Source organism: Sphingobacterium humi (genome assembly GCF_009768885.1).
GTDB lineage: Bacteria > Bacteroidota > Bacteroidia > Sphingobacteriales > Sphingobacteriaceae > Sphingobacterium > Sphingobacterium humi.
In genome coordinates, this window is sequence record NZ_WSQA01000003.1 from 362,862 (window position 1) to 383,307 (window position 20,446).

Genomic DNA, 20,446 nt, shown 5'->3' on the forward strand with positions numbered 1-20,446 from the left:
TTTAGAATTGTTACACTAATCTACTAAATTTCAATTAGGAAATCCATAATTCCTAAAAATCTTATCCTTTGATTTCGCCATCTACATAATACCATTGGGAATTTAGCTGTTTAAACGCTGATTTTTCATGATGTACATGCAAATCTCCGCTGCGGTCTATGTAATAGGCTTTAAACTCAACCCGGCTTACACTGGCCTGTATAATCTGCAATTCCTGCCATTGGTTTTCCTTAGCCCAGGCAGCGATGGCTGCTTTCTGCTGATAACGACGGGTTTGCGGATGGAAAGTGTCGTATAGGAAGTCGATGTGTTGCAGGCAAAAGGCCGTATAGCGAGCGCGCATCAGTTGCTCGGCCGATGCTGCAGCCTTCGGATTTTCGTGAATGCGATTGCAACAATCTTGATATGATTCCCCGGAACCACAGGGACACAGTTGTTTCATAAGTTTTTTTATAAGAAATTTAGAAGGATAACCAACATAATGATGAACCTTGCTGTGCAAAGATACTTATCATCCTACTGTCATAGATAGGATAGTATGGTTTTTGTTACAAACTATTCTAACCAAAACATCGTTATACTTGTAATATAGTACGCCTGAAAATGACGACAATAAAAAACGAACTAATAGGAACCTGGACCTTATTATCATATATTGAAATTCCCACGAATGGTGCTGATAGCACATTCCCGATGGGGCAAAATCCAACCGGCTTGTTGATGTATGGCGCTGATGGCCATATGTCGGTACAGATTTCCAATTCCAATCGGCCAAAGTTCAGCTCGAACGATCGTTACTTGGCCGAAGAAGAGGAAATGCTGGCCTGTATTAAAGGATTTATAGCCTTTTCTGCCTCTTACCATATCGACAATAAAAACGCCATTGTAAAGTATCATATCAATACCTCATCCTTTCCGAATTGGGAAGGTGCTATTCAAGAACGTAAGGTAGACTTTGAAGGCGATATTCTCTATTTAAAGTCTGTAGAGCCTATTCTATCCGGCGGCGGTTATGTACATAGCTATATGACCTGGCGTAGGGTGGAGAAGGAGGAGCTGCTATCGCGGCGCGCACGATTCTTGGAACTGCAAAGTAGCAAGCGAAACCTGAGCTCTATGGAGGACTTAGACTAAACTGTCGGATAGGTGCAATTTTTCTGTGACAGGCTGCACTGTTTTTTTTAAAAAAGCGTACCTTTGTGCCATCAATTCAAGCTATGAGTGACGCTATAAAACACGAGTGCGGAATAGCACTTATTCGATTGTTAAAACCCCTTTCTTATTATCAGGAAAAATACGGAACGCCCTACTACGGCATCAACAAGTTGTACCTCCTTATGGAGAAACAACATAACCGTGGTCAGGATGGTGCCGGTATTGCGACGATTAAGTTCGACGTAAAACCAGGCAACCGCTATATTTCCCGCTACAGAGCAATGGGTTCTTCTGCTGTGGCGGAGATTTTTGAATACGTTCAAAAGAAATTCGCTGCAGTACAAAAAGCTTTTCCTGAGGAGGCCAAAGATACCCAATGGCTCAAGGAAAATGTAAGCTTTACAGGCGAGGTACTATTAGGTCACCTTCGTTACGGTACGCATGGTAAAAATTCCATCGAGAGTTGCCACCCTTTTCTGCGCCAGAATAACTGGATGTCGAGAAACTTGGTGGTGGCCGGAAACTTCAACATGACCAACGTAGATGAGCTGTTGCAGCAACTTTACGACCTTGGTCAGCACCCGAAAGAACAAGCCGACACCGTAACAGTATTAGAGAAAATTGGTCACTTCCTGGATGAGGAAAATCAGAAGCTCTTCGATCATTTTAAGAAAGAAGGCTATTCTAATATTGAGATTTCTGCACAGATTGCCAAGAACATCGATGTATCTAAAATCTTGACCCGTTCGGCGAAAACTTGGGATGGTGGTTATACCATCGCTGGTATCTTCGGACATGGAGATGCTTTCGTGATGCGCGACCCTGCAGGTATCCGCCCGGCCTTCTATTACCAAGATGAGGAGGTATTAGTGGTGGCATCAGAACGCCCGGTAATCCAAACAGCGTTTAATATTCCATTACAAGCGGTAAAAGAAATTAAACCTGGCCATGCCCTGATTGCGAAAAAAGACGGTACGGTTTCGGAAGAAATGTTCAGACAACCGGTAGAACAGAAATCCTGTTCTTTCGAGCGTATCTATTTCTCCAGAGGATCGGATGCCGATATCTACCAAGAACGTAAATCATTAGGTCGCTTATTATGCCCTCAGGTATTGAAGAGCATTGATAGCGATATTAAAAATACCGTATTCTCCTTTATTCCGAATACCGCCGAAGTTTCTTACTACGGTATGATGGAAGGGATTAACGAGCATGTGCGTAAGGTGCAGAAAGATTGCTTGTTAAAACGTGCGGATAAGATTTCTGACGAGGAACTGGAAGAGGTGCTGAGCATGTCGCCACGTTTTGAGAAATTAAACGTGAAGGATGCGAAGTTACGTACGTTTATTACGCAGGACGCTGACCGCCAGGATATGGTGCAGCACGTGTATGACACTACCTACGGTATTGTAAATGATCATGAAGATACTATTGTGGCTATCGACGACTCCATTGTTCGCGGTACGACCCTAAAACAAAGTATCCTGACTATTCTGGATCGCTTGCATCCGAAGAAGATCGTGATTGTATCTTCGGCACCGCAGATCCGTTATCCGGATTGTTATGGTATCGATATGTCGCGTATGGGTGAGTTCGTGGCTTTCGAAGCGGCTATCTCCCTATTACGTAAAAAAGGATTAGCGCATATTATCGATGAGGTCTACCAGAAATGTTTAGCCTCAACCACGATGCCTAAAGATAAAATCGAAAACTATGTGAAAGCAATCTATGAGCCGTTTACCGATGAGGAGATCTCTCAGGAAATTGCCCGTATTGTTAAGCCACATAGCTTAAAAGCAGAATTGGAAGTGATATTCCAAACCTTGGACAACTTACATATCGCTTGTCCTAATCATAAAGGCGATTGGTACTTCTCTGGTAACTACCCAACTCCGGGTGGTAACAAAGTTGTAAACCGCGCATTCATGAACTGGATGGAAGGTAAAAACGTGAGAGCTTACTTCAGTAGCTAAGCGTTAAGGATAAAAGAAAAGGCGGTGCAAGATGATTGCACCGCCTTTTTTATGGGCTAGGATTCCGAAAGGAATCCGATTAGTTCAATACGGCTTTCTGCTCTGTTTTCGGAGCTTCCTGATGTTCCGCAATCATGGTTGGATTAGGGAGCATAGGTTTCAATTTAATGACTTTGCTAGACGCTAGGTAATCCTTATTGCCGGCGTAAATAAACATCATCGTACCGTTTTTAATGGTATTGATAATAGGTTTATTAAGCTCTCTTGGCAAGGCAGGGCATCCGTAGCTACGACCTAGACGTCCGGTAGAACGGATGATGTCTTGGCTGCAGTAGTCGGCACCATGCATTACAATGGCACGGGCCAAAGCCTGATCGTTTATTCCTTCTTCCAATCCATTCAGACGTAAGGAATAACCATTACCACCTTGATAGGTTCCAGCCGTGCTGTAAAAGCCTAAGGAACTTTGAAAAGAGCCATGCTTGTTTGAGAAGGCTGTGGCAAATTTCTCGCCGCTATTTCTTCCATGTGAAACAATGGTATGGTATAGCAACTTCTTGTTCTTCAGATCGATAACATACATCCGTTTATCGGTGGATGGAAGCGTAAAATCTATAATGGTGATGATATCCTTGTTCTTGAAGTTTAGCGCGCTATAGCCTTGCATGGCCTGCTCGAAAGCCTCATATTTAAGGATAGTCGATAGGTGAAGTTCTTCGTAAAGACTTCGGGTTGGATCGATATGTTCTTTCTCGATTGTCTTGACTTCTTTGTGGGATAGTTGTGCATTGCTGCTGTTTAGGTCGATAGGTAACACCGAAGTGGCTACCGCCCACAAAGAAAGAAACATTAGTTTATTCATAAGCAATTCCCTCGTTTACAAATACAAAACTAATAAAAATGTGACAATCAAAGTGTTAAAAATCCTTTAATCGATCACCACAACGAGCGAACTCATGGTTTTTGACCAATCATAAACAAATTTAGCATGAGATGACGCGTTCCTGACACACATATGCGAACGTGGAGTAGTGCCTAATGACCAGCTGTATTCAATAATCTTTCCCTTAGGATTGTTCACCGGAACCCCATGAATATAGGCTCCATTGGTAAATCTGCTGGCATATGGGGCATATCCTTCGATGGTTGAAGTGCCATCTTTCACATAGAACATCTTGGCTTTTTTCTCCTGAATGACGAACATCCCGACAGGGGTTTCCATCGCATGCGGAGGCTTATGCTGACCCGATGTAGCCGGGTTCATACTGCGTATTTTCCACTCATTTTCACCGGTACGCTCTACAGTACAAATATTCTGGTTTGTAACATCTACAAACACAACATGGTTAATATTCATGGTATCGCCGATGGTTTTTACATAGCGCTTTGGCACAAACCAAGTCCCATCGAAGGATATTCCAGATACTTCAACCATATCCAAGGTGTCGCTGCTTTTTAAGCGCACTAAAGAGCCATCGCGACCGTAGATGCTAGGTTTCTCGCTATCCTGAGTACGATATAAGGGTGCCGATTGGTACTTCTCGGTACCTAAGCTATCCGATACACGCTTATAGGCATTACGTACGAAGTTCTCTACTACCGGAGCTTCGCGATTACGATTCTTATAGTTCTGCAATACGGCATAGGTGTTGGGCTCGCGCTGAAAGTTCTCGATGTAGGCTAGTTTTTCTTTAATCTTATCGAATTGGAAATGACGGGTGGTATCCTTATAAGGATAGGTTTCCTCCAGGTCGTATTTCTCAAAGCTAATTTCTTTATCCAGTTTGATATCTGCGGCGGTTCGCGGTCTAGCTTTCTCGGCTTCTTCCGCTTTTTTAACCTTTTCCAACGAGTCTAATCGACGTTGTTCAGCAGGATCAATAGTTTTTGGTGATGAATTCTTACAAGCAGCCAGTCCTAAAAAGGCCATAAAGAATAGCAAGAAAAAGTTATTTCTCATTCGGTATTAATAGTTTTTTTGGATTTCAAAAATTGCTCAAAGATATAAAATACTTTGTTTCAATCTTTAAACTACTAAAAATCGTTCCATTATTCAGTTTATCACGAAAAAGTTAATTTTGTGGGTATGATTGAGGATCCTTATTTACCTATTGCGGTTGCTGTGATAATCAGTGCCGACGATCGTTTATTGATTGTTCAGAAACAATCCTCTAGCTATTATCAATTGCCGGGAGGGAAGATGGATGGCGAGGAGCAAGCCATCGAAGCCTTAAAGCGGGAGCTGGCAGAAGAGCTAAATTTAACCATAGCCGATCATCAGATTCACTTTGCGGGTATCCATGAGGCGAAAGCAGTGAACGAGGCGGGTCGGATTGTGCAGGGACATGTCTTCATCGTGACATTGGCTGCATCACAAGAGCAGGTTCAGGCGCATGCAGAACTGCGGGAAGTACATTGGCTGGCCAAAGCGGAAATACAGGATTACAAATTAGCCAACTTATTGCGGGAATTCGCCTTGCCTATCTGGCTAAATAAGTAAGGGCTGCCCGAAGGCAACCCTAAACTTGTTTGATTTACTACTATCTATGATTTACTAACCTGTTATCTTAGAAGTGGAATTGAACACCCAAAGTAGGTGCTAAAGAGTTAACATCTAAACCGTATTGGTTGGTGGTAACTTTATTATCCACTAATTTATCTTCACGAGTGCTGTTGTTGTAATACAAACCTCTTACTTTTAATTCAATACCAATGTTGCTGGTTGGGAAGTAAGCAATACCTGGTGCTAATTCAACGCCGTAGTTTGCGGTGGTACCAGTTTTTGTATCGTCTGTTTTGCTAGTTCCCCATGACATAGGTACAGTTAACTGACCGAAGAATTTTACAGGGCCTTCGTTTTTGCTATACATTCTTCCGTATGGAGCTAATACAAATGCTGAATTTGTAGATTCGGTATTAGAACTATTCTCTTTTTTATCCCACTTGTATCCAACTCCTGTACCTACTGCAATGTTATCTGCTACGAAGTATCCTACTTGAGGAACGATACTGAAGCCGTTTGATTTTACGTCTGAATCTTTAACTGTTTCTCCGGCGAATCCTACTTGACCACCTAAGATGAATTTTCCTTGTTCTGTTTGAGCGTTAGCGGCAAATGAAATAGCTGTAGCAGCTGTTAATGTAAGTAATAATTTTTTCATATCTTAATAATGTTTAAATACTGACTTTCTTGTCATATGTAGTCAGTTGTTCAAACCCTGTGCCAAACCTCCATCCATCTTAGTTTCCAATTGTCAGCGAATTATCAGGTATTCCTAAGGTCTTAAGAATTAGTGGATTAATTTAAACGTTATTTTTATTTCTTCCTTTTTAATGACATTAAATAAACAATAGGGCGAATTATTGAAAACTGCCATTGTCTGACTTTTGTTTAAAATAAGTCAGTGTGTCAGGCTAACTGTACAAGGTGACATGACAGATTGTTCCTTTTCTATGTGGTCGCGTTCTTATTTCTGCTGAAAATCCGTTATTTTCGTTCTACACTTTCGGAATTCCTGCTCCTATGATTCAAGCGCAAGCAAAACTTTCTCCCACAGTACTCTGGTTAATGTCTATAATTTCGGCTGTTGTAGTCGCAAACAATTATTACAACCAGCCTTTACTGGCAGAGATTGCTATGGTCTTTCAGGTATCGGAAGGGGAGGTGAGTCGAATTACGGTATTAACGCAGTTAGGCTATGCATTCGGGTTACTGATGATTATCCCTTTAGGTGATAAGTTTCCCCGAAAGCGCCTTATCTTAATCGATTTGCTCTTTGTGCTGGCCGCTTTAATATGGATGGCCCTTGCTCAATCCTTCTGGATGCTCTTTGTTGCTAGTTTCCTGATCGGTTGCAGCTCCGTGATTCCGCAATTGTTTATCCCCATGGCGGCTGATTTATCCAGTCCGGAGAATCGATCGAAAAACCTAGGCCTTATTATGTCGGGGTTGTTATTAGGCATCTTGCTATCCCGATTTGTTGGGGGCATCGTCGGGGATTTATGGGGCTGGCGAAGCATCTATTGGATTGCCGCTGGACTGATGGTATGCTCCTGGTTGGCGATCTATCGCCTCTTCCCGGAGATAAAACCCAATTTCAAGGGGAATTACCTTTCATTGATGCAGTCTGTTTGGCATCTGGCGAAATCACAGCCTGTCCTTCAACTGGCCGCTTTCCGCGGCGCGATGGGTTTTGCTGCCCTCTGCACGATTTTCACCACGCTAGCCTTTCACCTGGAGCAGCCACCTTTTGAGGTTGGGCCTACGGTGGCAGGAAGTTTTGGCTTGGTCGGTGCTGCCGGCGCGCTGGCCGCCGCATTCGTTGGGCAATTGACACGGCGCTTGTCCGTTCAGCGTATCATCAGCCTTTCCTTGGCCATCATTCTCCTCAGTTGGATCTTTACCTACTTCGGTGGTGAAACCTACCTAGGCCTTATTATAGGGATTATCCTCATCGATTTGGGATTGCAATCATCCCATATTATGAACCAGAGCGATTATTTCTCGATTAAAACGACGGCCACCAGTCGATTGAATACCGTATATATGGTAAGTTATTTTATCGGGGGATCTTTCGGGTCGTGGTCGGCAGCGGAGGCTTGGGAATACGGCGGTTGGCCCGCGGTCTGTGCGGTAGGATTTCTGTATAGCTTGTTAGCGCTGTTAGCTCATTTGCTCTTTGCGAAAAAGCTAGGAACAGCAAAAGAAAAGGCCGCTTCTGGAGCTGCTTAGCCCAAGCCAAGTTCAGAAGCGACCTGCAAGGTCTTCAACGTCCTAATCGAGTTTGGACTGATTTAAGCGCAATGAATTCACAATTACGGATACCGAACTTAAGCTCATGGCTGCCGCGGCAATCATCGGCGACATCAAAATACCAAACATCGGGTAAAGCAATCCGGCAGCAACCGGAATACCAATAACGTTATATAAGAAGGCAAAGGCCAGGTTCTGTTTAATATTGCGCAGCATCATCTTACTTAACTTATAAGCTTTATGCACGCCTTTCAAATCCCCTTTCACCAAGGTTATTTCCGCACTTTGAATGGCCACATCGGTACCTGTGCCCATGGCAATCCCGATATCCGCTTGGGTTAAGGCCGGGGCATCGTTAATACCATCGCCCACCATAATCACCTTTTTCCCGCTTTCTTGCATCTTCTTGATGCCCTTTAATTTATCTTCAGGTAAGAGGGAGGCCTGCACATGGTCAATACCCGCTTCTTTGGCGACAATCTCCGCTGTATTTTTATTATCTCCGGTGAACATATGCACCTCGATTCCTTCTTCTTTGAATTTCTTGATGGCTTCGATGCTGCTTTCTTTCAGGGCATCAAAGGCAGCAACCAAGCCGGCGTACTGTCCATCGATGGCCAATACCGAAACCGAATTCCCTTTTTTCTGTAGGTCTTCAATCTGTTGTTCCGCTGCAGGATCTATCGCAATTTTTTGCTCCTGCATTAAGCGTGGGGTTCCCAGCAATACATGCATGTGGAAAATCTTGCCGCGAACACCTTTTCCGGCGATGTTCTCAAACTGCGTCACATCCAGGAAAGCTTGATCTTCCGCCTTCAGCTTATCGATCATGGCTTGCGCCAGGGGGTGCGTCGAATTTTTATTCACCGATGCTGCAATCTGCAAGATATCATTTTCCTGAAACTTAGGGTTCCCCGATACCACTTCCGAAACACTAGGTTTCCCTGAGGTAATTGTACCTGTTTTATCCACGATTAGCACGTCGGCTTTTTCCAATTTCTCCAACGCCTCCGAGTTCTTTATCAGGATCCCATTTTTCGCACCCTTACCAATCCCCACCATCACCGACATCGGCGTGGCCAAACCCAAAGCACAAGGACAGGCGACAATCAGCACGGCCAGCATACTGGAGAAGGCCATCGCTAAATGGTTAGGAGCGGAGGTAACCGACCAAAGGATAAACGTAATAATCGCGACCACAATAACCGTCGGGACAAATATTTTAGAAATCTTATCGGTCAGTTTTTGAATCGGCGGTTGACTACGGCTGGCATCATTCACCAATTGAATAATCTGCGCCAACAGGGTTTCACTGCCCACCTTATCCGCTTTCATCAGAATCTCATGGTTCCCATTGATGGTTCCACCGATTACCCGATCATCCGGAGCTTTTTCCGCAGGAATTGGCTCTCCGGTAATCATAGACTCATCCACCGAAGTATGACCTTCCTGCACGATACCATCCACCGGGATTTTATCGCCGGCCCGAACGCGTAGGATATTCCCGATTTGCACATCATGAATGGCAATCTTCTTATCTTTGCCGCCTTCAACCAAAATGGCTTCCGCCGGGCTCAGTTTTATCAGTTCCTTAATGGCCGAATTGGTCTTCGAGTGCGCTTTGGCTTCCATCACCTGACCCAATAATACCAAGGTCAAGATCACGGTTACCGATTCAAAATAGAGATGCACCTCCCCATGATGGCCTTTCAGTTCTGCTGGGAACAGCTGCGGGAAAAAGAAAGCCAATAAGCTAAATACGAAGGCAGCGGCGGCACCCAAACCAATTAAGCTGAACATATTTAAGTTCCAGGTTTTAAAGGAGGTCCAGGCGCGCTCAAAAAACATCCAACAGGTATAGAATACCACCGGAAGGGTCAATAACAATTGAATCCAGGCATTCACCTGATAGGGGATCACTTGGCTGACGGGCTGCCCGGGCAGCATATCGCCCATCGACAGGATAAATACCGGAACCGTACAGGCTACTGATATCCAGAACTTCCGCAATAAGGATTTATAATGCTCATCATCTTCCTCGGTCACCTGGTTCGGCACCAAGTCCATCCCACAGATGGGGCAGTTTCCCGGATGGTCTTGCTTAATCTCCGGATGCATCGGACAGGTATACTCCACCTTGATGCTGGTGTCAGGAATTTTTTCCAGGTTCATGCCACAAACAGGGCAGGAGCCAAATTTATCATAAACCTTATCGCCTTCGCACATCATCGGGCAATAGTACTTGCCGGCGTTTTGCGCATTGGCAACCGGTTTAGCATTCGCATGATGATGATGCTCATGCGCCCCTTTTTTTTGTACTTTCTCAACGGGCTGCAAATACATATGACACACCGGACAACGCCCCGGCTCATGGTATATCTTATCTTCGCCTTCGCAGAACATCGGACAGACATACTGCCCACTTGGGGAGATTTCCTGTTCTATAGCCTTTGGTGCGGCTGCCGCTAAGTCATCGGTAATATGGTAATGGTCGCCAAGCTCGGTTAATTTTTCTTGCAAGGTGGTTAGGGGCAATTCTTCCTGCGTATGGAGCTCGGCTTCGCCGGTTTCCAGTTTCACGCTGGCCTGTACCCCCGGAATTTCGTTCAGCTTTTTCTCTACATTGGTTCTGCAACCATTGCAAGTCATGCCGCTAACTTTATATGTTTTTGTGCTGTGCATAGCATTCTCCTTTAATTTATTAACAAAGGTCGCTATAAAAGGATTGCCCGGCTTTACATAATTTCCAGTTAATCTTATATAATTATGAGATTTACGGGGAAAAGGAAGCCAAAGCTTAGATCATCGGGAAGAGGGAAGATTTGCTGCTCGCGTTGGCCTGTAGTTTCAGGTCTTGGAAAAAACGCTGGTTCAATTGGCTTTCTTCCATCAGGAAAGGAATAAAAATAGCGCCTTCGGCCAGGCCCAATTCATAATAGCCATATAGCATGCCTTGGTTCTTTTGCACGGCTTTCACCGCTTTCAAACTCTTCAGGTCGCTATCCAGCTTAAAATGAACCTGATTTCCACTCAACCATTCCACCCATACATCCTTGGATTGTGGGTTGTACCAAATGCGTTGGTTCTTCGCATATTTCATATGGTTGTTCAGTAGGAACAGTTGGCCAATCAGGTAAAAGCTAATCGGAAGTAAGAAGAATAGGATCTTGATTTTTATTGCTAATAATACAGTGATGACGAGTAAAACCGCGCCGATTCCTGCACTATACATGGTCGATTTAATCGCCTTGCCCGCCACCTGTGCCGGCAGGTCTATTAAATAATAACCCTGCTTATTGCTGCGTTGAACGCCGGTAGACGTTTTGCTGCGCATCATAATGCGGCGCGACAAAAAGTAAAGCAACACCGCTAAGAGAATAACAATAAGCAGGATTTTATTCATGATTAATATTGTTCAGATTCGTTCGGATAGGTTCCAGCTTTCACATCAGCCACATAGCTGCTGGCCGCTTTCGTAATCTCCTCGTATAGGTTTAAGTACTGACGTAAAAATTTAGGCTTAAACTCTTTCGTTAATCCTAACATATCGTTCACCACCAATACCTGACCGTCGCAGCCATTTCCGGCACCAATGCCGATGGTTGGGATGTCTAAAGATTTGGAAACCTCGGTTGCCAGATGCGCCGGAATCTTTTCCAACACAATAGCAAAACAACCCGCCTCTTGCAGGGCTAAGGCATCGCTTTTTAATTTTGCTGCTTCAGCATCCTCCTTCGCACGCACACCAAAGTCGCCGAATTTATAAATAGATTGAGGCGTTAAGCCCAAGTGTCCACAAACCGGAATACCCGATTGGACAATTTTTTTGATGTTATCGATAATTTCCTCGCCACCTTCCAACTTCAGGGCATGGGCACCCGATTCTTTCATCATCCGAACGGCCGCTTTATAGGCCTCTTCGGTTGCGCCTTGGTAAGTTCCAAAAGGCAAATCGGCCAATACCATGGCTCTTTTTGCCGCACGGGCTACCGCCGAAGCGTGGTAAATCATGTTGTCCAGCGTAATAGGAAGCGTGGTTTCAAAACCTGCAAATACATTGGCAGCCGAGTCACCCACCAATAATACCTCTACGCCGGCTTCATCCAACACTTTCGCTGTGGAATAGTCATAGGAAGTCAGCATAGAAATTTTTTCCCCACGGGTCTTCATATCACGAAGGGCAGATGTTGTAATACGTTTGATCACTTTATGTACAGACATAGTGTTAAGATTGATTTGCAAAATTAGTTATTTTTAATCGAAATCAACTTGAATCTTAACCACTTGGCTAAAGGAGCCTGTATGCTAGAAAATTAGGCTATAATTTCCTACTTTTGCAGGATGGACAGCAAAGAACAGAGTCAGTTTAAATTCCCGAAATTTCAAGAGTTAATTATTCATGAAGATGACAACCTGATTGTTATCAATAAGCCCCCTTTTATTGCTTCTTTAGATGCACGTGAGGGCGGGGAGGTTAATATCCTTCGCTTGGCGAAGAAATACCACCCGGATGCGCAGGTATGCCATCGCTTGGATAAGGATACCTCCGGGGTATTGCTGATTGCTAAAAACCCGGAAACCTACCGGGCCATGTCCATAGAATTCGAGAAACGCCGGGTTAACAAAATATACCATGCCATCATAGGCGGTACGCATATCTTTGAAAACCTCCTGGTGGATCTGCCTATTTTAAATCAGGGAAATAAGAATGTAACCATCGATCGTTATAATGGTAAACCTTCGGAAACCATCTTCAACAGTATCCGTTATTTTAAAAATTATACCCTGGTGGAATGTAAGCCAATTACCGGTCGGATGCACCAGATCCGCATTCACTTGGCTACGCAGCATGCCGCTATCGTAGGCGATAGTATGTATCGCGGAAAACCCGTGTTTTTATCGCAGATTAAAAAACGCGGCTATACCCTTTCCAAAGATCAGGAAGAACAACCTATTATGAAACGCTTTGCCTTGCATTCGCGTTCGGTAAGCTTCAACCTGAACGGGCAGGAGTTTGCCTTCGAGGCCGAATACCCGAAAGATTTTGCAACCTTATTGAAACAATTGGAAAAATTTGATGCTTAATTCTTTTTTCCAAGTCTAATTCCCTTTTGTCCCATACCACTCAGCAATAATAAGAAATGAATAAACAAACACTTATCGAGCAGATTAAAAGCAAAAAGAGTTTTTTATGTGTAGGCTTAGATACGGATTTAACTAAGATTCCTGAGCACCTCCTTGCCGAGGAAGATCCGATTTTCGCATTCAACAAAGCGATTATTGAAGCAACGGAAGATCTTTGTGTGGCCTACAAACCGAATATTGCTTTTTACGAGTGTTATGGTATTAAAGGTTGGGAAGCCCTGCGCAAAACCAGTGAGATTCTTCCCAAATCTTGTTTCTCCATTGCCGATGCCAAACGTGGCGACATCGGTAATACCTCAAAAATGTATGCCCAGGCTTTCTTTAATCCGGAAGTGTCGGGTCTAGATTTCGACTCCATTACCATTGCCCCATACATGGGCGAAGATTCTGTAACGCCGTTTCTTGACTTCCCCGGCAAATGGGCCATCGTATTAGCCCTAACCTCCAACCAGGGCAGCTTAGATTTTCAAAACTTCAGCAATGCGCAAGGAAAGCAGCTGTTTGAAGAGGTGTTGGATAAGGTGAAAACCTGGGGCAGCGATGAAAACCTGATGTACGTGGTAGGGGCAACCCGTGGGGAGGCCTTCTTAAAAATCCGTGAGCATGCTCCCGACCATTTCTTATTGGTACCGGGGGTAGGTGCGCAAGGAGGTTCTTTAGCCGATGTATGCCAATATGGAATGAATAAAGACTGTGGACTCTTGGTGAATAGTACCCGTGGCATTATCTATGCATCCAAAGGAACCGACTTTGCCGAGCGTGCGCGTGCTGAAGCCTTGAAATTGCAACAGGAGATGCAAGCCCAGCTGGAATTGCACGGAATCATCTAATTCTCGCTTAATTTCTTACTTTTTGTTAAATTATCCTTTTTTGGCATAATAATTTAGGTGCTTGCAGGGACAATGATGACTATGAGAAAAGTACGTAATTTCCTGCGCTTTGCCGCAGTATCCCTAACAGGTCTATGCATGGCCTCCTGTAGTTCCGTTTATTTACCTAATGTACCCGCCACTCCTATGTTTAGCAATGCAGGCGAAGGTTATTTAGGCGCACATGTAAACGTGAAGGGAAACCTGAGCGGAACGGCCGGCATCGCTTTTACCGATAACCTGGCCATCATTGCCAACGGTTCCTACATCAATAGCAAAACCGATAATCAAGATTTTAAACAACAGCTGGTTGAAGGTGGCCTCGGCTATTATACCGTTATGGGCGCGCAGAAACGTAGCGTCTTGGAGTTTTATGCAGGCTACGGAATCGGCTCAACCCTGGATATCGACAAGCGTGCTTCCACCACAGGCAGCGACCCGGTGGAAACCCGCGACTTAGATTTTAACAAAATCTTTGTGCAGGCCAACTTCTCCTCCACACGAAAAAATAAACTACGCCTTTTTGGAAAGCAGCGCACTTTAAACTACGGTACGGCCATTCGCCTGTCGCGCATCAAGATGGATCGCTTTGACCTGAATCATGCCCCGGCCGCCCTGGAAGAAAACCTGTTTATCGAACCGGTATTTTTCACGCGCATGGAGCTTAATAAAGGTCTTCAATTGCAATATACCAATGGTTGGAACATTGGCTTAATGAGTAACGACTACCTAAAGGCCGGCAACGCTGTGTTTACCTTAGGTATTATCTATAACTTTGGAAAAAAGAAATAACAACATGAAAAAAATAGTAGGTGTATTTTGCTTGGTAACGGTATTGTTTTTATCAAGCTGTCAGGTGAATAAAAAGGCACAAATGCAGGCCTTAGCCGATTGTGAATACGACGTAGAGTCGGTAGAACAGGTGAAATTCAATGGAAAGAAATTGGATGCCTATAAAGGCGCCGACGGAAACTACAATATTTCCTCCCTGGCCGGTATCGCTGTAGCCCTATTCAGTAAGGAACTTCCCCTAGAAGGAAAAATAAACCTTAAAATAACCAACCCTGAGGCGAAACGTGCCGCCATCAACTCGTTCAAATACATGATCGAGATTCAAGGCTCGCCGCTATTCGAAGGAACAGTAGATCAAAACGTAGACCTTTCCCAAGGGCAAAGTGCCATCGTGCCTTTAACCTTTAAAGCCAATATTTTCAATAAAGCCAAAGAAAACGGCTTCGACAGATTCTTTGATGAGCTATTCAATAAGAAATCCGAAGGATTTTTAGTGCTGAAGATAAAGCCGTCGTTTAAAATAGCAGGTCAGAATATTTATTATCCGTCTTATATTACGATTGATAAAAACTTTGCTTCGAAGCTTTTTAAGTTGTTTAAGTAAGAGGTTAGTTGGGTTAGATTTTTTTTGTACGTGCTGTCATGGTGAGCGGAGTCGAACCACGAACCACGAACGACTGGTACGTCAATACAATCAATGTGTGTTATTGGTTTGAAAGTCAACTGTTTGCTTCGGAATGTTGTTGATAGTAATGCATGTATTAAATAACAAAACAAAGAACAATAAAAACGGGCAGATGGAAATCACTGCCCGTTTTTTTATTATCGGTTGATACATGCTTCCCAGCTACCCATAATTACCTACCATTCTTTCTTTTTTATCTGCCTTTTCACCTCCCTTTACAAAGGGGGTTGATACGGGTGTGAAAGGGGTGTGAAAGGGGAGTGCAAGGGGAGTAAACAAAAGGAAGGCGACCTGTGTTTTATACTGATGGGCCAGTAGTTTGTCCTTTATTTTCGCGAGGACATATATCAATGTTTTGTTCTTGTAAATTATTGTTAATTAATTTGGTAGGTTTTGCTGATTGCATTGACGTACCAGTCGTTCGTGGTTCGACTCCGCTCACCATGACAAATTGATGACAAAGCGATAGCTACACGGTAATAATACGACAACCAACCCTTACCGATTAAACGTATATCCCACCGTCCATTCGATGAAGTCTGCTTTGCCCATATGCGCTTTAATAGATACTCCAGCGTTGATGTTTTTGTACACATAATACCGGCCGCCTGCGCGAAGGAAAAACTTCTTGATTTCCCCATTGAAGCGTTGGTTATGGATGTAATAGCCGACGTTGCCATTCAACACTAGGCGTTCATTTAAGATATGGGCCAGGTAAAAGGAGGGACCTCCGGATAGCTTGGAAGAAAGCTTTCCTGTTCTGTCGCCGGCAATTTCGCGTTCATTCCCCGAAGCGGAGTAAAATAGGTCGAAGCCACCGCCTAAGCGCCATTTATAGGAAACATGTCGGCTGGCATAGGCCGATATGGTTGTTTTGAAGAAGCGACGATCCCAATCATCACGCAGCTGTTTAAAGCCGACGCCATAATTGATGTGATACAGGATTTTTTTGCTGTATGGCTTCAATACCGAATCGCGGTTGATCTTGATGTCCGGGTTGAACTGGTAGGCCGCAGATAGGGTGACAGGCACCAGGTTTACCCCTTTGTTGGGTAGGGCCAGGGCGCCGTTGGAGAAATGGTGGAAGGCTAGGCCGGCGCCTAATTTCCAATGCGGAGTAAGGCTGTATTGTGCACGGATGCCCAAGTCGATAAATACATTGTTCTTGGAGCCGATAACCAGGTTTAAGGGGTTTTCATGCTCGTTGTAGGGTTTAAAGTTTCCCGATAAGCCCAGGCCGATGCGGTAGTCATAGCTCCATTTAGAGTCCTCTTTTGGGGCGATGGGGGTTTGCACAAAACCGTACACGGCGAAGGGACTGCCAATAATATCCGAGTGAAAGGTGCTGGAATAAATTCCGATACCATAGATTGGGTAGTTATAGATCTGGTAATATTGATCTTTTTTTGCCCGTTGTTTCCAACCGATTTTTAAGTTGATGCCGTTGTAATAGGCGCCGTCGTAGGTGGTTTCTTTCAGGCCTTTTTGTTGCATGATGCCACCATTTTCTGTTTCTATTTCCAGGATTAATGGACTTCTTTTAAACTGTTTGGCTAAGCTGTCGATTTGTGCCGACGCAAGGAAGGGGAGCGCGCTAAGGAAGAGTGTAATTAACGTTTTAGTCACTGTGCAAAAAGATTTGGACTTTTTTATTCGAGCCACAAAAATAGTAATAACTTTGGGGCAACAAGCGTAGCCTTGTCATTTTAACATCATTTGGGTTAAAAAATCGTTACAAGTGTCAAATTTCATCCTCATTATCTTCTGTTTGTTTGCCGGAGTGCTCAGTCGCAAGATGAATTGGGTGGCCAAGGATGGGTACAAGGCCTTAAATGCTTGGGTCTTGTATTTTGGATTACCAGCCATCTCTTTCCGGTACTTACCGAAATTAAGCTGGGATAATAGCCTGCTTTTTACGATGCTATGCCCGATTCTTGTGTTGGGCGGTGCGATGCTCTTTTTCTATTTTTTGGAAAAGAAAATGGGGCTTTCCAAGCGCAGCTCGCATACCTTGATGTTGGTTGCCGGCCTAAGCAATACTTCTTTTGTGGGCTTTCCCTTGATTACCGCTTATTTCGGAAGCCAGGCCTTACCCATTGGGATTGTCAGCGATCAGATGACTTTCTTTCTATTGTCTTCCGTGGGGGTGCTCATTGCGACAAAGGGAAGCCTGAAGAAAAACAAAAACGTCGGGTTTGCTTTTATTGCCAAACGCATATTTACCTTTCCGCCATTAATTGGCTGTTTGCTGGCTTTACTTTCGGCGCCTTTTGTTGATTTGAGCCCGCTGGATGATTTCTTCCACCTGATTGCCAATACCGTTTCACCCATCGCTTTATTTTCTATCGGTTTGCAATTGAACTTTGGCCTGGTGAAAAGTGAAATTCCCAACCTCAGCTATGCCATGATTTATAAGTTAATTCTGGCGCCAGCCTTTGTCTTTCTGCTGGCCTATGCCTTGGGCTACCGCGGTGAAATTATTGAAGTTTCTATTTTTGAAATGGCCATGCCCAGCCTAGTGGCTACCAGTATTGTGATTAACCAATTCAAATTAAACAGCAAGTTAGGAAATAGCGCAATCGGTTTAACTATTCCAATAAGTTTAATTAGCACATTTATTTGGTATCAAATTTTGAATTTTTTCCTAGTGTAACTGAAATGTTATTAATTTAGCTTTGCTTTTGTTTATCTTTATCCAATTTAGTAGAGATACTTTAACAATTTTAAATTATTATAAGCTTAGTATAATCCAGTTATGAGGAAACTATTATTCCTTGCCTTATTAGCGGCTTCACAAAGCACTTATGCACAGCAAGGACATGCACGTTATGTACAGCAAATCAACGGTACCAATTTAGAGTTTAGCATGGAGGCTATTCCAGGAGGGGAGTTTATGATGGGGAGTTCAAAATCAAGCAATGCTGACGAAAAACCTGTTCATAAAGTTAAGATTTCTCCCTTTTGGATGGGAACGTATGAAGTAACCTGGAATTTATTTGAACCTTTTCTATATAAAGATTTTGAAGTAACCAAGTCTACCGATGGCAAAGTGCCTGCAAATGTAGATGCCGTAACACGCCCTACAAAGCCGTATTTAGACATGACTTTTGGTTATGGTAAAGATGGGCAGCCCGCTTTGGCCATGACCCATTATAATGCCATTCAATTCTGTAAATGGTTGTATGTGCGCACAGGCGTATTCTACCGCTTGCCTACCGAGGCCGAGTGGGAGTATGCATGCCGGGCCGGATCAAATACAGAGTATTTCTTCGGAGATGATGCCGCACAACTTGGGGAATATGCTTCCTTTAAAGACAACAGCGGTGGCAAAACCGTGAAAGTAGGCACGAAAAAGCCGAACCCATGGGGCTTGTTTGATATGTTGGGTAACGTGTCGGAATGGACATACGACCAATACAAGGAAGATTTTTATGCCCAATTTGAAGGAAAAACAGCGGACAATCCGGTAAATGTACCGACAACGCTTTACCCACATGTGGTTCGTGGTGGTTCCTTCGAGAGCGAAGCCAAGGATTTGCGCTCTGCGGCACGTGGTGCCTCAGATCCGGTATGGAAACAATTAGACCCACAGATTCCAAAATCAAACTGGTGGTTTCCGGAAGCACCTTTCGTAGGTATGCGTTTAGTACGTCCGGCAGTTCAGCCGAGTCATGATGAAATTATGGCTTACTACGACAAAGCGCCGTTGAAAGACTTTTAAGAGAATCAATTTTAAACTTATCATATTATTCGAAAATGGAAAACTTAAATCGCCGAGGATTTATTAAAACATCTTCCACCGTGATGGGGGCAGCCGCCCTAAGCACCGGTGCGGTAGGTAAAGTGTTCGCTGCGGGCAGCGACGTTATTAAAATTGCATTAATTGGATGTGGTGGTCGTGGAACGGGTGCTGCCTTTGATGCATTTGCCTCGGGGCAGAATATTCAGCTGGTGGCGATGGCGGATGCCTTCAAAGACAACTTGGATAAAACCTATACTAATTTAAAGGAAAAGTTTGGGGATAAGATCAACGTACCGGACAGCCGTAAATACGTTGGTTTTGATGCCTATAAAGCGGCTATTGCGGATGCTGACGTGGTGTTATTGACCACGCCTCCGGGTTTCCGTCCTCTACACTTTGCGGAAGCTATTCGTGCCGGCAAGCACGTATTTATGGAAAAAGCGGTAGCAACCGATATTCCAGGTGTTCGCAGTGTGTTGGAAACCGCCAAAGAAGCGAAACGTAAGAAATTGAATGTGGTGGTAGGCTTGCAACGCCGTTACCAAACCAATTACCGCGAAGCGATTAAGCGCATTCACGATGGTGCCATCGGTGATGTGGTATCCGGACAGGTGTATTGGAACAGTGGCGGGGTATGGGTTCGTCCGCGGAAACCAGGGCAAACAGAAATGGAATACCAAATGCGTAACTGGTATTACTTCAACTGGCTATGTGGTGACCATATTGTAGAGCAACACGTGCATAATATTGATATTGCAAACTGGGTGAAACAAAAATATCCGGTTTCTATTCAAGGTACAGGCTCTCGTGCCCACCGTACCGGAAAAGACTATGGCGAGATCTATGATAACTTTGCCATTGAATTAACTTACGATGATGGTTCGGTTGTATATAGCCAATGTCGTCACTTCGAAGGGATTTCTAACCGTGTAGATGAAACTTTCCAGGCTTCCAAAGGCCGTGCCTACCTATCGGCTAGTAACCAAGCGGTATTATGGGATGCGAATGGCAAGGAAATCTACCGTCACGATCCTAAGGGCAATCCAAACCCTTACCAACAAGAACATAAAGAATTGTTTGAAGCCATCGCCAAAGGCGAATACAAATTTGATAATGCGGAATATGGTGCCTATAGCAGCTTAGCCGGTATTATCGGACGTATTGCCGTGTACACCGGTAAGGTGATTAAATGGGACGAGGCTATGAAATCAAATATCGACTTAATGCCAGAGCGCTACGCTTGGGATGCTATGCCTAAAGTGGTGCCTAATGCCGACGGGACTTATCCTGTGGCTTACCCTGGACATGATGTGGATAAATATATCTAGGCTA

Annotated in this window: 19 protein-coding genes; 11 read left to right on the forward strand and 8 right to left on the reverse strand. The window is 44.1% G+C overall.

Translation table 11 applies throughout. The annotated features are described in order from the left end of the window. Nucleotides 1-61 precede the first annotated feature (61 nt). Nucleotides 62-442: a YchJ family protein gene (locus GQF63_RS05740; protein ID WP_160368182.1), complete on the reverse strand. Its 381-nt coding sequence runs from the start codon at nucleotides 440-442 to the stop codon at nucleotides 62-64. Nucleotides 443-603: 161 nt separating this feature from the next. On the opposite strand from GQF63_RS05740, the gene GQF63_RS05745 reads away from it, so the two are divergent. Next, nucleotides 604-1,134 (forward strand): lipocalin-like domain-containing protein, encoded by a 531-nt coding sequence (locus tag GQF63_RS05745; protein ID WP_160368183.1) that lies wholly within the window; start codon nucleotides 604-606, stop codon nucleotides 1,132-1,134. Nucleotides 1,135-1,217: 83 nt separating this feature from the next. After that, nucleotides 1,218-3,128: an amidophosphoribosyltransferase gene (locus GQF63_RS05750; RefSeq protein ID WP_160368184.1), complete on the forward strand. Its 1,911-nt coding sequence runs from the start codon at nucleotides 1,218-1,220 to the stop codon at nucleotides 3,126-3,128. A gap of 79 nt (nucleotides 3,129-3,207) precedes the next feature. On the opposite strand, the gene GQF63_RS05755 is transcribed toward GQF63_RS05750, so the two are convergent. Next, a complete protein-coding gene (locus GQF63_RS05755; RefSeq protein WP_246163334.1) occupies nucleotides 3,208-3,990 on the reverse strand; it encodes a murein L,D-transpeptidase catalytic domain family protein in 783 nt (260 codons plus the stop codon). Between the two features lie 66 nt (nucleotides 3,991-4,056). Further along, the gene (locus GQF63_RS05760) at nucleotides 4,057-5,088 is read right to left on the reverse strand and encodes a L,D-transpeptidase (RefSeq protein WP_160368185.1); all 1,032 of its coding nucleotides are present in this window, start codon (nucleotides 5,086-5,088) and stop codon (nucleotides 4,057-4,059) included. A gap of 126 nt (nucleotides 5,089-5,214) precedes the next feature. Here GQF63_RS05760 and GQF63_RS05765 point away from each other — a divergent pair, with 126 nt between their 5' ends. Further along, the gene (locus GQF63_RS05765) at nucleotides 5,215-5,628 is read left to right on the forward strand and encodes an NUDIX hydrolase (RefSeq protein ID WP_160368186.1); all 414 of its coding nucleotides are present in this window, start codon (nucleotides 5,215-5,217) and stop codon (nucleotides 5,626-5,628) included. Nucleotides 5,629-5,695: 67 nt separating this feature from the next. Here the strand turns inward: GQF63_RS05765 and GQF63_RS05770 are convergent, their stop codons facing one another. Next, nucleotides 5,696-6,289: an outer membrane beta-barrel protein gene (locus GQF63_RS05770; protein ID WP_160368187.1), complete on the reverse strand. Its 594-nt coding sequence runs from the start codon at nucleotides 6,287-6,289 to the stop codon at nucleotides 5,696-5,698. Between the two features lie 407 nt (nucleotides 6,290-6,696). Here GQF63_RS05770 and GQF63_RS05775 point away from each other — a divergent pair, with 407 nt between their 5' ends. Beyond that, nucleotides 6,697-7,860 (forward strand): MFS transporter, encoded by a 1,164-nt coding sequence (locus GQF63_RS05775; RefSeq protein WP_246163336.1) that lies wholly within the window; start codon nucleotides 6,697-6,699, stop codon nucleotides 7,858-7,860. Between the two features lie 42 nt (nucleotides 7,861-7,902). Here the strand turns inward: GQF63_RS05775 and GQF63_RS05780 are convergent, their stop codons facing one another. From GQF63_RS05780 to panB, 3 genes are all read right to left on the reverse strand, one after another. Further along, nucleotides 7,903-10,563, reverse strand: a complete 2,661-nt coding sequence (locus tag GQF63_RS05780; protein ID WP_160368191.1) for a heavy metal translocating P-type ATPase — start codon at nucleotides 10,561-10,563, stop codon at nucleotides 7,903-7,905. Nucleotides 10,564-10,678: 115 nt separating this feature from the next. Then, complete coding sequence (locus GQF63_RS05785) at nucleotides 10,679-11,284, reverse strand: hypothetical protein (RefSeq protein ID WP_160368193.1); 606 nt, start codon at nucleotides 11,282-11,284, stop codon at nucleotides 10,679-10,681. Between the two features lie 2 nt (nucleotides 11,285-11,286). Continuing rightward, nucleotides 11,287-12,102 (reverse strand): 3-methyl-2-oxobutanoate hydroxymethyltransferase, encoded by an 816-nt coding sequence (panB, locus tag GQF63_RS05790; RefSeq protein WP_160368194.1) that lies wholly within the window; start codon nucleotides 12,100-12,102, stop codon nucleotides 11,287-11,289. 120 nt (nucleotides 12,103-12,222) lie between these two features. Between panB and GQF63_RS05795 the strand changes: the two genes are divergently transcribed. From GQF63_RS05795 to GQF63_RS05810, 4 genes are all read left to right on the forward strand, one after another. Beyond that, nucleotides 12,223-12,966 carry an RluA family pseudouridine synthase gene (locus GQF63_RS05795; protein WP_160368195.1) on the forward strand — a complete coding sequence of 248 codons (744 nt, stop codon included), beginning with the start codon at nucleotides 12,223-12,225 and terminating at the stop codon, nucleotides 12,964-12,966. A gap of 56 nt (nucleotides 12,967-13,022) precedes the next feature. Further along, complete coding sequence (pyrF, locus tag GQF63_RS05800) at nucleotides 13,023-13,856, forward strand: orotidine-5'-phosphate decarboxylase (protein WP_160368196.1); 834 nt, start codon at nucleotides 13,023-13,025, stop codon at nucleotides 13,854-13,856. Nucleotides 13,857-13,937: 81 nt separating this feature from the next. Further along, nucleotides 13,938-14,687, forward strand: coding sequence for a hypothetical protein (locus GQF63_RS05805; RefSeq protein ID WP_160368198.1), 750 nt, complete (start codon nucleotides 13,938-13,940; stop codon nucleotides 14,685-14,687). A gap of 4 nt (nucleotides 14,688-14,691) precedes the next feature. Next, on the forward strand, nucleotides 14,692-15,291 hold the full coding sequence (locus tag GQF63_RS05810) for a hypothetical protein (protein ID WP_160368226.1): 600 nt from the start codon (nucleotides 14,692-14,694) through the stop codon (nucleotides 15,289-15,291). A 579-nt stretch (nucleotides 15,292-15,870) separates the two neighbouring features. Here GQF63_RS05810 and GQF63_RS05815 read toward each other — a convergent pair. Next, on the reverse strand, nucleotides 15,871-16,998 hold the full coding sequence (locus GQF63_RS05815; RefSeq protein WP_343031032.1) for an acyloxyacyl hydrolase: 1,128 nt from the start codon (nucleotides 16,996-16,998) through the stop codon (nucleotides 15,871-15,873). 112 nt (nucleotides 16,999-17,110) lie between these two features. On the opposite strand from GQF63_RS05815, the gene GQF63_RS05820 reads away from it, so the two are divergent. From GQF63_RS05820 to GQF63_RS05830, 3 genes are all read left to right on the forward strand, one after another. Further along, nucleotides 17,111-18,025 (forward strand): AEC family transporter, encoded by a 915-nt coding sequence (locus tag GQF63_RS05820; RefSeq protein ID WP_160368227.1) that lies wholly within the window; start codon nucleotides 17,111-17,113, stop codon nucleotides 18,023-18,025. A 102-nt stretch (nucleotides 18,026-18,127) separates the two neighbouring features. Beyond that, nucleotides 18,128-19,093: a formylglycine-generating enzyme family protein gene (locus GQF63_RS05825; protein WP_160368229.1), complete on the forward strand. Its 966-nt coding sequence runs from the start codon at nucleotides 18,128-18,130 to the stop codon at nucleotides 19,091-19,093. Between the two features lie 35 nt (nucleotides 19,094-19,128). Further along, the gene (locus GQF63_RS05830) at nucleotides 19,129-20,442 is read left to right on the forward strand and encodes a Gfo/Idh/MocA family protein (RefSeq protein WP_160368230.1); all 1,314 of its coding nucleotides are present in this window, start codon (nucleotides 19,129-19,131) and stop codon (nucleotides 20,440-20,442) included. Nucleotides 20,443-20,446: the final 4 nt, after the last annotated feature.

Bases quoted from the DNA above. Each gene is read 5' to 3' on its own strand.
- GQF63_RS05755 (WP_246163334.1), bottom strand. From the start codon at position 3,990: ATGAATAAACTAATGTTTCTTTCTTTGTGGGCGGTAGCCACTTCGGTG.
- GQF63_RS05830 (WP_160368230.1), top strand. From the start codon at position 19,129: ATGGAAAACTTAAATCGCCGAGGATTTATTAAAACATCTTCCACCGTG.
- pyrF (WP_160368196.1), top strand. From the start codon at position 13,023: ATGAATAAACAAACACTTATCGAGCAGATTAAAAGCAAAAAGAGTTTT.
- GQF63_RS05780 (WP_160368191.1), bottom strand. From the start codon at position 10,563: ATGCACAGCACAAAAACATATAAAGTTAGCGGCATGACTTGCAATGGT.
- GQF63_RS05785 (WP_160368193.1), bottom strand. From the start codon at position 11,284: ATGAATAAAATCCTGCTTATTGTTATTCTCTTAGCGGTGTTGCTTTAC.
- GQF63_RS05825 (WP_160368229.1), top strand. From the start codon at position 18,128: ATGAGGAAACTATTATTCCTTGCCTTATTAGCGGCTTCACAAAGCACT.
- GQF63_RS05760 (WP_160368185.1), bottom strand. From the start codon at position 5,088: ATGAGAAATAACTTTTTCTTGCTATTCTTTATGGCCTTTTTAGGACTG.
- GQF63_RS05795 (WP_160368195.1), top strand. From the start codon at position 12,223: ATGGACAGCAAAGAACAGAGTCAGTTTAAATTCCCGAAATTTCAAGAG.
- GQF63_RS05770 (WP_160368187.1), bottom strand. From the start codon at position 6,289: ATGAAAAAATTATTACTTACATTAACAGCTGCTACAGCTATTTCATTT.
- GQF63_RS05740 (WP_160368182.1), bottom strand. From the start codon at position 442: ATGAAACAACTGTGTCCCTGTGGTTCCGGGGAATCATATCAAGATTGT.
- GQF63_RS05745 (WP_160368183.1), top strand. From the start codon at position 604: ATGACGACAATAAAAAACGAACTAATAGGAACCTGGACCTTATTATCA.
- GQF63_RS05750 (WP_160368184.1), top strand. From the start codon at position 1,218: ATGAGTGACGCTATAAAACACGAGTGCGGAATAGCACTTATTCGATTG.
- GQF63_RS05810 (WP_160368226.1), top strand. From the start codon at position 14,692: ATGAAAAAAATAGTAGGTGTATTTTGCTTGGTAACGGTATTGTTTTTA.
- panB (WP_160368194.1), bottom strand. From the start codon at position 12,102: ATGTCTGTACATAAAGTGATCAAACGTATTACAACATCTGCCCTTCGT.
- GQF63_RS05765 (WP_160368186.1), top strand. From the start codon at position 5,215: ATGATTGAGGATCCTTATTTACCTATTGCGGTTGCTGTGATAATCAGT.
- GQF63_RS05775 (WP_246163336.1), top strand. From the start codon at position 6,697: ATGTCTATAATTTCGGCTGTTGTAGTCGCAAACAATTATTACAACCAG.
- GQF63_RS05805 (WP_160368198.1), top strand. From the start codon at position 13,938: ATGAGAAAAGTACGTAATTTCCTGCGCTTTGCCGCAGTATCCCTAACA.